Source organism: Streptomyces sp. NPDC090025 (assembly GCF_044748125.1).
GTDB lineage: Bacteria > Actinomycetota > Actinomycetes > Streptomycetales > Streptomycetaceae > Streptomyces.
This window is the reverse complement of the sequence record NZ_JBIVFL010000002.1, coordinates 204878-216242: the sequence shown is the minus strand read 5'-3', so window position 1 is coordinate 216242 and position 11365 is coordinate 204878. Positions and strand designations below refer to the sequence as shown.

Below are 11365 nucleotides of genomic sequence, written 5' to 3'. Positions count from 1 at the left end.
GGGCCCGGCCCGGGGGCCCCCCCCGGGGGTGGTGGCGGGGGGCGGGGCGCGGCCGGGGGGCGGGGGGGGCCCCGGCCCCCCCGGGGGGGGGCCCGGGGGGGGGGGGCCCCGCCCCCCCCCCCCGCCCCCACCGCCCGTGCGCCCACGACCTGGGGTCAGGAACGCGCCCCAGCTCCTTGGGCCGCCGCCCGCCGTTCCTGGAACCACTCCCCCAGTCGCGCCCGGCGGAGCTTGCCGATGCCGGTCTTCGGCACGTCCTCCTTGGAGACCACGACGACGTGCACCCGGTCGACGCCGAACGCCTCCGTCACCCGGCGGCGCACCCGCTCCACCGCCTCGGACTCGGACTCGGACTCGGACTCGGTCGCGCCGTCGCGCGGGTGGAAGAAGACGGCGAGCTCCTCGGCCGGCCCGTCCGAGCCGTCCGCACCCGGCGTCCCGGCCGTGGTCGCGGTCACGGTCACGGCGCAGGCGACGGTGTACGAGGGGGCGACACAGTCGAGTTCCTCCACCCGGGCCTCGATCTCGTGGCCGTGGTAGGTGACGCCGCCGAGCTGGATGACGTCGTCGGCGCGGCCGGTCACGGTGAGGATGCCGTCCTTGACGTAGGCCAGGTCGCCGGACTTGAACCAGCCGTCGGCGGTGAACGACTGCCGGTTCTGCTCGTCGTTGCGGTAGTAGCCGCCGGTCACGCTGGCGCCGGTGACCTGGAGCTGCCCGGTGACGCCGGGCGGCACCAGCTCGCCCTGCGCGTCGACCACCCGCAGGGCCGTGCCGGGCTGCGGCCGGCCGACCGGGACGTACCGCTCGTCCCCGGCGTTGACGGCGGAGAACTCGCAGTCGGCCACCCCGGCGGACGTCTCCGACATGCCCCAGCCCGGGTACATGGCGTCCGAAGGCAGCCCGAAGGGCGCGAGGACCTCAAGGAACCGGCGGACGACACCGCTGCGGACGGCCTCGCCGCCGTTCATGATGTACCGCACGCAGGAGAGGTCCCAGGACCGGCCCGCGCACCGGTCCGCCTGGTCGTTGATGAGCCCGAAGGCGAAGTTCGGCGCCCAGGTGGTGTCCGAGCGGTGCCGGTCCATCGCGGCGAGCCAGCGCAGCGGGTCCTCCAGGATCCACGCGAACCGGGCGTGCACCTGGTGACAGCCGAGGTACACGTCCCGTACGTGGAACATGACCAGGCCGCCCACATGGTCCATGGGCATCCAGTTGAACGTGCGGGTGCGGTCGCTCAGCCCGTTCGACCGGACGGTGGCCGCGGTGCGGCTCAGCACATTGCGATGGGTGAGCACCACGGCCTTGGGCACCCCGGTGCTGCCCGAGGTGAGCAGCCGTACCGCCGGTTCGTCGGTGGCGGCGTGGTGCCGGTTCCGGTCGGGGGCGTACGTGAGGAGGTCGCGGGTGGTGCCGACCCAGGCGTCCCGCCAGCGCGGGTCGGCGGTGGCCGCCGGGTCCAGCTCCTGTCCGGCGCCGGTCACGACCCGGGGCGCGCCGTAGCCGGTCCACACCCGCAGCAGCAGGCCGGGCGCCGCCGCGCGCTGTTCGGCGGTGGCACCGGCGTTGACCGGCATCGGGACGAAGCCGCCGAGGACGCAGGCCCAGAAGGCGGTGAGCAGCTCGGGGTCGTCGGCGACCTGGAGGACGACGGTCTCGCCGGGCCGGACGCCCGCGGCGCGCAGGCCCGCGAGCATCCGGCAGGCGTCGTCGAGCAGCCGCTGGTACGACCTGCCGTGCTCGGAGCCCTGCTCGGAGCCCTGCTCGGAGCCCTGCTCGGAGCCGTACTCGGAGCCGTGCTTGGAGCCGTGCTCGGCACCGTCGGCGGAGCTGTCGGCGGGGCCGTCGGGGGCGATGAAGCGGAGGCGCTCCTCGGCGCCGTGGCGGGCCGCGGCCCGGACGAGCGCGGAGCCGAGGTCGGGAACCTCGGCGACCACGGCGGGTCCGCCGTCGAGGTAGGAGATGTCCTGGAAGTTCCGGGAGCTCCGGAAGTCCCGGAGGTTCCGGAGGTCCCAGAGGTTCCGGGCGTCGGGGGCGGTGCGGGTGCCCTCGGTGTCGCGACCGCCCTCGAAGTCGGGGACGCCGGGGGCGTCGGGGGTGTCGGGGGTGTCGGGGGTCGTCATGCGTGATCAGCCTCCTCGGCGGCGGTCGCCACGATCACCAGCGGGCCGCGCCCGTGGAAGGGGACCGGCTCCTTGCGGAAGCCGCCGTACTCCGCCCGGACGCGCAGCCCGGCCTCGGTGAGCAGTTCGCGCACCTCGGGTCCGGTGAGGACGGCCTGGTCGTAGAAGTTGTCGTAGAGGGCCACCCGGCCGTCGCGCTCGCGGACGAGCAGGGTCTCCTCGCTCCGCCAATTCGCCGCGTGCGGGTTGACCGACTGGCGGGCGAGGCGGGTGATGAGTATGCCGTCGGGACCGCGGTGATGGGCCACCGTATGCGGCTGGAAACCCTCCACGAAGTTCAGCAAATGCCCGAACTCCAGGACAACATGACCGCCGGGGAGCAGCAACTCCCGCATCTTGCGCAAGAGTTGGCGCAAGTCGGCGCGCGGCAGATAGTTCAGCGTCATGAAGACGCTGTAGACGAGGTCGAAGCGCTCGTCGGTGGTGAAGGTCTCGGCCCGCTCGTGCGCGTAGCCGACGCCGGTACCGTCGGTACCGCCGGGCATGCGCGCACCGGTGGCCGCGGCCGTGTCGCGGGCGTATCGGATGAAGCGCTCGCTCTGGTCGATCCCGAGGCCGGAGAAGCCGCGCGCGCCGAGTTCCCTGAGGTTGGTTCCGGTCCCGCAGCCGATATCCAGAACACGGCCGCCGGCCGGTACCAGGGCGGACAGGAATTCGGTTTCCGCGTGGATGTCGCGGAAATCGCCACGCATGATCTCGTAGTACTTTCCGGGGAAATCAAAGCTGGTCAATGCATTACCCTTCCCTTAGTGTGCGAAAAATACCTGGACGAACCAGACCGACCGAGTGGGAGTCGACGGGACCACTCGGCGAGGCCATTCGACGATGTCATTCAGCGAGGGCGAGTCCGCGGATCTTGCGGAACTCGCGGGGCGTGACCCCGTACCGGTCCCGGAAGAGACGGCTGAAATGCGAGGCGCCGAAGAATCCGGACCTTTCGCCGATGGCCGCGATGGACAGGTGGTCGAAACGCGAGTCGGCCAGCTCGGAACGACAGCGGGCCAGCCTTTCGTCCCTGATCCAGCGGGCCGGACTCGTATCGCGCTCATGGAATATCTTCTGGAGATAGCGGAGCGAGACGTTGTGCCGCTGCGCCACGACCGAGGGGCTGAGCCCGGGGTCGGCGAGCCGTTCCCGTATGTACGCCTGGACGCTGAGCATCAGCGTCGGCCGGCCGATGCCCGACTCCTCGGCCATCGAGCGCAGCCGCTCCGCGAAGAGCGCCGCCGCGAACCCTGCCATGCTGCCGCCCAGCAGGTCGATGCCGGTGTCGACGGATTCGCCGTGCTGCTCGAGACCGACCAGGAGGTTGGACAGGAGCGCCCCGAGCCCGTGCGACCCGGGCCACACCCGGGCGGTGAGCATCGTGGTGTCCTTGGCCGTGAGCCCCATCAGGCGGCGCGGCACCATGAGGGTCACGACCCGGAAGCGTTCCGGCATGATGACCTTGTAGGGGCGGGAGCTGTCGTAGCAGACGAGCTGCGCCCCGCGGGCCGTCGCGTGTTTTCCGTCCTGGAACACTAATAACTCGCCGACGAGTGGTCGACAGATGCTCAGATATGCCTCCTTGTGTGTTTCCAGGAGCCTTTCGGGTCTGATCATTTCACGCGGACCGCCCTCGACGAGAAGCGTGCGCACTTCACCGAATCGATTGCTCACGATCGTTCCGTGCGGCTCTTCGTCGTGGTCTCGGACGATCTGCACACAGTCACGGGACTGCCCGGTCGCGTTGAATCGGATAATGGGCTGTCTTTCGACCCGAACACCGACACGCGTCATCGATCAAACCCCCGTCCGCCGAGGACTCGGGGGATTTTCCGCACAATGCCGCCGCACCTCACGGCAGCCGTCCCCATGGTGGGTCCGTTTTCCCCCTGCATCCGATAGCCGACATTGGAACATACCCGGATGCTGGTTTCTATGGACCACTCAAGCCCCCGGACGTCTCTCGGGACGCGCGAGGACAAGCCCTTACGCCCGGCGCTTGCTGCGCGGATGCGTCGGGCGACCACCCCGGCGCCCCTCACGATCGGGCCTCGGAAAGGACGCAACTCCGTCACGGTTGGTGCGCGATTCGTCAATCGACAGGCCCGGAGCGGTGGTTGAGGCGGGGTGGACGCCGGACGGGCGGGGCCCGACGCTGTTCTCGGGCGCCGGACGGCGTGTCCGGCACGGCAAGCGGCACGGGGTTGGCAGGACAGTCGGCAGCGCGGTCGGCAGGGCGGTCGACGCGGCGGAGGGGACGAGTCATGACGGGGTCGCCGTACCACGAGGGCGAGCAGGCCGTGCAGCGGCGGGCGGGGGAAGGACATCCGGGCTGGGGCACCCCCATGTTCCGCGATGTGATCGAGCCGCCGTTCGCCCACTTCCTGGCGGGTCAGCGGATGCTCTTCCTGGGCGGCCAGGACGCGACGGGCGCGCTGTGGGCGTCGATGGTCACCGGGGACGCCGGGTTCGTGTCGCCGCTCGACCCGCACACCCTGCTGATCGCCGCCGCCCCGGTGCCCGGCGATCCGCTGGAGCACGCCTTCGACACGGGCGGGCCGGTCGGCATGGTGGCGGTGGAGCCGCGGACGACCCGCCGGGTCCGGCTCAACGGGGTCGCGCTGCGCGAGGCGGAGGGGCTGTACTTCCGGGCCGGACAGGTCCTGGGCAACTGCCCCAAGTACATCCAGCGCCGCACCCTCCTGGACCCCTCCCCCGCCACCGCCACCGCCGGCGACACCCGCCCCGCACCGGGCCGCGCCGAGACCGGCGACACCCTCAGCGCGGCCCAGCGGCACTGGATCGCGACGGCGGACACCTTCTTCATCGCCAGCCACTCCCCCGCCCACGGCGCCGACGCCTCCCACCGCGGCGGCACCCCCGGCTTCGTCACGGCGGGCCCGCGCCGCGTCTCCTGGCCGGACTACGTGGGCAACTCCTTCTACATGACGCTGGGCAACCTCCACCTCAACCCCGCCTGCGGCCTGCTCTTCCTGGACTGGGAGGCGGGCCACACCCTCCAGCTCACCGGCCGGGCGAGCGTGGACTGGGACCCGCGCCGCGCGGCGGCCTTCCCGGGCGCGCTGAAGTTCGTGGACTTCGACGTAGAGCGGGTGGTCGAGATCCGCCATGCCTCGCCGCTCCGCTGGGAGCTGACGGCGCCGTCGGTCTTCAACCCGCCGACGGAGTGGCCGAGTCGGGGTGCGCGGCAGCCGGGGTGAGTCGAGCCGGGCCGGGCCGGCTCGGCTCGGCTCGGCGCCAGGCTTCTGAACCGGCCGTCCATGGTCAAGCGGCCGCGGCCCCTCACTCCTCCGCGTCGCGGACCAGGAGCGCGATCTGCACCCGGTTCTCGACCTCGAGCTTGGCGAACAGGCTCCCGGTGTGCGCCTTGACCGTCGCGACTCCGATCCCCAGCCGCTCGGCGATCTCCGGGTTGCCGAGACCGTCCGCGATGGCCCGGGCGGTGTCGCGTTCCCGTTCCGTCAGCACGGTCAGGCGTTCCCGCGCGGCGTCGCGGGACGCGCGGCGGGCCTCGGTGGAGCGCGGCCCGGTGGCCGCGGCGATCACGCGGGCGGTGGCCGCGGGGGACAGTACGGGGTTCCCCGCCGCGACGGCGCGCACCGCGTCGAGGATCCGGGCCGGAGGACTGTCCTTGAGGACGAAGCCGAGGGCTCCGGCGCGCAGCGCGCCGAGCACCAGGTCGTCGGAGTCGAAGGTGGTGAGCATCAGGACCCGGGAGCGCACCGGCCCCATGAGGAGCTCCCTCGTCGCGCTGACTCCGTCACGGCCGGGCATCCGGATGGACGACGTCCGGCCGGTGTTGGGCCACCGCGGTGAGCGCGGAGTCCCCGTCGGCGGCTTCCGCGACGACGGTCAGGTCCGGCTCGCCGTCGATGACAAGTCGCAGTGCCAGGCGCACCAGTTGTTCGTCGTCGACGATGAGCACCCGTACCGGCTCTCGCTCCCCCACCACTCAACTCTCCTCACTGGCAATGACGTTCGGCCAGGGCAGCCGCGCGGTGAGGACGTATCCACCCTCGGGTGTCGGGTGATGGCGGAGTTCCCCGCCGACGAGGGTGACGCGTTCGGTGAGTCCGAGCAGGCCGAACCCTGATGCCGGAGGCCGAGCGGCCGACGCCGTGGCAGTCGACGCCGTGGCGGTCGACGCCGGTGAGGTGTCGACCCGCACGCGCAGTCCACAGCCGGTCGTTCCCTCGACGATGACGCGTACGGGGGCGCCCGGGGCGTGCTTGACGGCGTTGGTCAGCCCCTCCTGGACCACCCGGTAGCAGGTACCTCCGACGAGATCCGGCGGTCGCCCCGCCACCATCGTGGTGAACGTGACGTCGAGTCCGGACGCGCGGGCGTCGGCCACCAGGTCCGGGACGCGGTCGAACAAGGGCTGAATCGCCTCCGGTTGACCCCGACCCGGATCCGAATCCGAATCCGGGTCCGGGTCCCTCAGGCCACCCGGGTCACCCGACTCCCCCGGATCGCCCGGATCGCCCGGTTCGGCGCGAAGCACCCCGAGCACGTCCCGCAGTTCCTCAAGCGCCTGCCGGGAGCCGTCGGCGATGCCACGGATCAAGGTGCGGTTCTCCGCCGGGGTGAGGTCCCCCCGGTGGTCCAGCGCTCCGGCCTGGAGGGCCACCAGGGAGATCCGGTGCGCGAGCACGTCGTGCATGTCCCGGGCGATACGGTTCCGTTCAAGGGCCCGCACCCGCGCCGCGTGTGCGGCCCGTTCCCGTTCCGCGCTCTCCGCCCGCTCCCGCAGCGACCGCACCTCGACGCGCCGGGCGCCGACGACCGCGCCCATCGCCACGCCGACGGCCACCGCGGTGCCCGCGCTCAGTGCCGTGAGGGCGAGTGTGCGCCACATCGAGCCGGGCGGACCCGTGACCGGGTAGATCAAGAAGGTGAAGGGCGAGGCGGCGACGAGGGCGAGCGCGGCGACCGCGGTCCACGCCGGACGGCGCCGGGCGGAGACCGAGCACAGGGCCAGCAGCGCGGCGCCGGTGGCGAGTGCCGACGCGCTCGACGCGACGGCGACCGCCACCGCGACGGCGAGCGGGAACCGGCGCCGCCACAGAAGCGCCGTCAGAGCGCCGAGAGCCACCAGCGGATCCCCGGTGACGAACCACGCGCACGAGCCGGTCGCGCACCCCGGAGGCAGCGCCGCCCCGGTGGCGAGCCAGAACGGGATGCCAAGCGCCGCGGCCGCCACCAGCCGCCAGCTCCGCTGCCGGCTCTGCCGCCACCCCCGGGGCCGTGGCACGACGTCCTCGTCCATCCGGCCATTGTGGCGAACCGGCGCGGTCGGTGCGGCGGACGTGGGCGGGTTCCCGCCTCCGCCCCTGGTCGTACGGCACCTTCGACTCCGGTCGAAGACGACTGGAGCCGCCGGACCGATGTGCCGATGACAGCGGGTGAACAGACTCGTGTACGTCAGCCCGTCAGCCCGTCACCCGGTCAGTCCATCAGCGCGCCAGCCCGCCAGCGCCGACCCATCCACCCGCCAGGCCGTCCGCCCGCCCCCGGGCCGCTCCGGCGCGCGACCCCGTCCACCCCGAATCCACCCCGACGGACCCCCAGAGAGGACCCCAGATGCGACGCAAGATCCTTTCCCTCGCCCTCGCCGCCACCGCCGCCACGACCCTCACAGCGGTCGCGACGGTCGTCACGCCGAGCGCGTCGAGCGCGTCGAGCGCGTCGACGGCGGCGACCCGGACCGCCCCGGCAGCGACGACACCGGACTCCCTGCGCTGGACCCCCTGTCCGCCACAGGCAGCCGGTTCGCGGAGCTCCGTCGCGTCCCGACTGGAGTGCGCGACGCTCGGCGTCCCGCTGGACCATCGCGATCCGGGCGGCCGGCAGATCGAGATCGCGGTCTCCCGGCTGGCGAGCGAGAACCCTGCGAAACGCCGTGGTGTGCTGCTGACGAACCCGGGCGGTCCCGGCGCCTCCGGGCTCGACTACCCGGCCCAGCTCGCTGCCGCCGGGCTGCCGAAGGACGTCCTCGACGCGTACGACGTGATCGGCTTCGACCCGCGCGGGGTCGGCCGCAGCACACCGGTGACCTGCGATCTGACACCGCAGCAGCAGGCCCGCGGCAACTTCCCGCCGTACGCGCACACCGCCGCCGACGTCGCCCGGGAGGCACCGAACGCGCGGGCCGTCGCCGAACGGTGCGCCGCCTCCCGGACCGCGTGGATGCTGCCGTACATCACCACCGCGAACACCGCGCGCGACATGGACCGGCTCCGGGCGGCCCTGGGCGAGACGAGGATCTCGTACCTCGGCGCCTCCTACGGCAGTTATCTCGGCGCGGTCTACACGACGTTGTTCCCCCGGCAGAGCGATCGCGTCGTGCTCGACAGCAACATGGGCCCCGGTGGCTACGACCTGGCGGCCTTCCGGCTGCTCGGACGCGGCATGGAGGACCGGTTCCCGGACTTCGCGGCGTACGCGGCGGCGCACCCCGAGTACCAACTGGGCAGCACACCGCGCCAGGTGACCGCGAAGTTCTTCGAGCTCGCGAAGCGGCTGGACGCGGAGCCGGTCGGCGGCATCGACGGGACGCTGTTCCGCGGGGTGACGTTCGACCGCCTGTACGTCGAGGGCCTGCTGCCCCAACTGGCCAAGGACTGGCAGGCGTTGGACAAGGGCGAACCGCTGCCCGCGCCGCCGTCGATCCCGGAGAACTTCCTGGCCGCTCATTTCTATCTGAGCTGCGGTGACTCCCGCTGGCCCGGCGCGGTCGCGGACTACCAGCGCAATGCCGCCGCCGACCGGCTGAAGTACCCGCTCCTGGGCGGGATCACCGGCAACATCAAGCCCTGCGCGTACTGGCCGGACAGCCGGGTCGAGCCGCCGGTGCGGATCGGCGACCGAGGCCCGTCGAACGTCCTGATGGTGCAGAACGAACGCGACCCGGGCACTCCCCTGGTCGGCGCACTGAAGCTCCGGCGGGCGCTCGGCGACCGGGCCACGCTGGTCACCGTCGACCAAGGCGGGCACGGCGTCTACCCGTTCGGCCGCAACACGTGCGCGAAGAGCACGGTGACCGCGTTCCTGGCCGACGGGCGGCGCCCGGCCCACGACCGCGCGTGCGCGGCGGAGTCGCACAGGTGACGGGCACGGACGCCCTCCCCGACTCGGACTCGGACTCGGACTCGGACTCGAACTCCGACTCGGGCTCGGCCGAAAGCGAGCGTTCCGGATCAGGAACCAGCCACATGTCCGGTACGGCGATGAGCCATGCTCAACCCGCTTGTCCTTCCCTCAGTATCGTCCTCGCATGAACCTGTTGAGCCCGGACGATCCACCGGCGCTGGGGCCCTACCGCCTCCTCGGGGTGCTCGGAGAAGGAGGTATGGGCCGCGTGTACCTCGCGCGGTCCGCAGGGGGGCGGACCGTCGCCGTGAAGGTCGTACGGGCCGAGTTCGCCGGACAGGACGACTTCCTGCGGCGGTTCGCGCGGGAGGTCGACGCCGCACGGCGGGTGCGCAGCCCCTGGACCGCGCCGGTCCTGGACTTCGACATAAGCGCAGCGACGCCCTGGGTCGCGACCGGCTATGTACCGGGTCCCGACCTGCGGGCCGTGGTCGCCGACGACCACGGCCCGCTGCCGGAACACACCCTGCTCACCCTGGCGAACCGGCTCGCGCTCGCGCTGGAGGCCGTGCACGGGGCCGGTCTGGTGCACCGGGACCTGAAGCCGTCCAACGTCCTGATCACCGTCGACGGCCCCCGGCTGATCGACTTCGGCATCGCCCGCGCCCCGGGCGCCGTGTCCGACGACGCCTTCCGCACCCGCACCGGCATCGTCGTCGGCTCGCCCGCCTTCATGTCCCCCGAACAGGCGCGGGGCCTCGAAGTCGGCCCGCCGAGCGACGTGTTCAGCCTCGGTTCCGTCCTCGCGTACGCGGCGACCGGACGGCCCCCGTTCGGCGGCCACGCCATGGGGGCGCACGCGCAGCTGCTCCGGGTGATCGAGGAGGAACCGGACCTGGCGGGCGTGCCGGACGGCCTGCTCCCGCTCGTACGCCAGTGCCTGGAGAAGGAGCCCGGACGTCGGCCCGCACCGCACGAGGTCGTGGCCCGCACCGCCGCCGGGGAGGAGGTGCGGCCGTGGCTGCCGGGCGTGGTGCTCGAACAACTGGGAAGGCACGCGGCGCAGTTGCTGGACCTGGACGCGCAGGAACGGGCACCGGACGTACCCGATGCGCCCGTGCCCACGCGACCGGACGTTCCGGCGGTGGCCCTGGCAGAGGAGCCGACCGACGCGCGGCCGGACACCCCGCCCGCGCAGCGAGTTTCCCGGCGATCCCGACCACTCCTCGCCGCGATGGCCGTCGTCGGGGTGCTGGCCCTCACCGTCGGCGGGGTGGTGGCAGCGAACGCCTGGCGTGAGAGGGCCACGGACGCGGGTGGGAGCGGCGGGAAGGACGGAAGCGCGGGGAAACCGGTGACCGTACCCGACGCCTTCCTCGGGGCGTGGGAGGGCGTGCCGCTGAGCGACACGCGCGTCCGTGTCGAGTTCAAGAAGGACGAGCAGGGCCGCACGGTCGCCAGGTCGTTCTTCCTCACCGGCGCCTCGCTCTGCGTGGTGAACAAGGAACCGAGGAAGGCGTCCACGGGCTCGGTCGCCCTGGGGGACGCCCGGAGCGAGAACCCCTTCGCCAGCGGCTCCTGCGCCTTCCTGCCGTCGTACACACTGAAGACCCGCAAGGACGGAAGGCTCGACTTCGCCACCGACGACGGGACGTACAAGGCCGTTCTCTTCAAGGCCAGGGCGGGCGATGCTCCGGTGCCCGAGAAGTACCTGGGGCAGTGGGTGCCCAAGGGCGCGGAGAAGAACCCGACGGCCCAGGTCACCCTCGCGCAGGCGAAGACCGGGGACGTCTTCGTGACGGGCTGGGACAAGTCCGCGGGGAAGCACTGCGCCTGGAAGGAGATCCTGGTGTTCGTGAGCGACACCGGGCTCGTCTCACGGCCGGTGCAGCGACGCGGCTCGACGGATCCCTGCGGTCTGGCGCCCACCGGTGCCCGCGAGTACGTCCTCTCCGGCTCCGGCGTCCTGACGCTGGGGCACGGTGCGCGGACGTGGGAGTTCGTCCGCCGACCCGACAGGTGACGCACCCATGTCCTTCGGGGCGCTCGCCACACCCGATCGGCCCCGGGTCGTGAGGGATTTT

The 11365-nt window shown here is 72.5% G+C and carries 7 protein-coding genes and 1 pseudogene; 3 read left to right on the top strand and 5 right to left on the bottom strand.

Annotated features, from left to right (window positions below):
• Window positions 1–155: 155 nt before the first annotated feature.
• From ACIPXM_RS06950 to ACIPXM_RS06940, 3 genes are all read right to left on the bottom strand, one after another.
• The gene (locus tag ACIPXM_RS06950) at window positions 156–2123 is read right to left on the bottom strand and encodes an AMP-binding protein (protein ID WP_401652810.1); all 1968 of its coding nucleotides are present in this window, start codon (window positions 2121–2123) and stop codon (window positions 156–158) included.
• Window positions 2120–2914 (bottom strand): class I SAM-dependent methyltransferase, encoded by a 795-nt coding sequence (locus ACIPXM_RS06945; protein WP_401652808.1) that lies wholly within the window; start codon window positions 2912–2914, stop codon window positions 2120–2122. The genes ACIPXM_RS06950 and ACIPXM_RS06945 overlap by 4 nt, the downstream gene beginning before the upstream one ends.
• A 97-nt stretch (window positions 2915–3011) precedes the next feature.
• Entirely contained in the window at window positions 3012–3962 is a 951-nt protein-coding gene (locus ACIPXM_RS06940; RefSeq protein ID WP_401652806.1) for a helix-turn-helix domain-containing protein, read from the bottom strand.
• Between the two features lie 470 nt (window positions 3963–4432).
• Between ACIPXM_RS06940 and ACIPXM_RS06935 the strand changes: the two genes are divergently transcribed.
• Window positions 4433–5389, top strand: coding sequence for a pyridoxamine 5'-phosphate oxidase family protein (locus ACIPXM_RS06935; RefSeq protein ID WP_401652804.1), 957 nt, complete (start codon window positions 4433–4435; stop codon window positions 5387–5389).
• 82 nt (window positions 5390–5471) lie between these two features.
• Here ACIPXM_RS06935 and ACIPXM_RS06930 read toward each other — a convergent pair.
• Together ACIPXM_RS06930 and ACIPXM_RS06925 are read right to left on the bottom strand one after the other, a co-directional pair.
• A pseudogene (locus tag ACIPXM_RS06930) lies at window positions 5472–6141 on the bottom strand (response regulator).
• Window positions 6142–7458 (bottom strand): sensor histidine kinase, encoded by a 1317-nt coding sequence (locus ACIPXM_RS06925; protein WP_401652802.1) that lies wholly within the window; start codon window positions 7456–7458, stop codon window positions 6142–6144.
• 314 nt (window positions 7459–7772) lie between these two features.
• Here ACIPXM_RS06925 and ACIPXM_RS06920 point away from each other — a divergent pair, with 314 nt between their 5' ends.
• The gene (locus tag ACIPXM_RS06920) at window positions 7773–9299 is read left to right on the top strand and encodes an alpha/beta hydrolase (protein WP_401652800.1); all 1527 of its coding nucleotides are present in this window, start codon (window positions 7773–7775) and stop codon (window positions 9297–9299) included.
• A 139-nt stretch (window positions 9300–9438) separates the two neighbouring features.
• On the top strand, window positions 9439–11304 hold the full coding sequence (locus tag ACIPXM_RS06915) for a serine/threonine-protein kinase (RefSeq protein WP_401652798.1): 1866 nt from the start codon (window positions 9439–9441) through the stop codon (window positions 11302–11304).
• The last annotated feature ends 61 nt before the right edge of the window (window positions 11305–11365 follow it).

What these genes read in the sequence shown, in the direction of transcription:
- ACIPXM_RS06950 (WP_401652810.1), bottom strand. Translation starts at nt 2,123, where the DNA reads ATGACGACCCCCGACACCCCCGACACCCCCGACGCCCCCGGCGTCCCC.
- ACIPXM_RS06940 (WP_401652806.1), bottom strand. Translation starts at nt 3,962, where the DNA reads ATGACGCGTGTCGGTGTTCGGGTCGAAAGACAGCCCATTATCCGATTC.
- ACIPXM_RS06935 (WP_401652804.1), top strand. Translation starts at nt 4,433, where the DNA reads ATGACGGGGTCGCCGTACCACGAGGGCGAGCAGGCCGTGCAGCGGCGG.
- ACIPXM_RS06925 (WP_401652802.1), bottom strand. Translation starts at nt 7,458, where the DNA reads ATGGACGAGGACGTCGTGCCACGGCCCCGGGGGTGGCGGCAGAGCCGG.
- ACIPXM_RS06920 (WP_401652800.1), top strand. Translation starts at nt 7,773, where the DNA reads ATGCGACGCAAGATCCTTTCCCTCGCCCTCGCCGCCACCGCCGCCACG.